The sequence below is a fragment of the Methylobacterium sp. AC433 genome (genome assembly GCF_979253015.1).
This window is the reverse complement of the sequence record NZ_CEEDBN010000133.1, coordinates 1-231: the sequence shown is the minus strand read 5'-3', so window position 1 is coordinate 231 and position 231 is coordinate 1. Positions and strand designations below refer to the sequence as shown.

Sequence of the window (231 nt, the reverse complement as noted above, 5' to 3'; positions counted from 1 at the left end):
CCGCTGACCAATGTCCTGATGGGCGACGCCCTTCGCGGCCTGCCGGGCTGCGAGACGGTCGCGTTCACCGAGCCTGCTCAGGCCCTGGCCGTCGTCCGCGCGCAGGCCGAGGCGATCGGGGTCGCGATCTCGGATTTCGACATGCCGGGGCTGAACGGCCTCGCCTTCCTGAAGGCCGCCCAGGCGGTGCCGGGCTGCGCGCACGTGCCCTTCGTCATGGTGACGAGCATG

At 71.4% G+C, this 231-nt stretch carries 1 protein-coding gene; it reads left to right on the top strand.

Features of this window, described 5'->3' with window-relative positions:
- Window positions 1-231 (top strand): response regulator (locus tag AC0IWM_RS24005; RefSeq protein ID WP_471759193.1); only part of this gene is annotated, 231 nt, incomplete at both ends.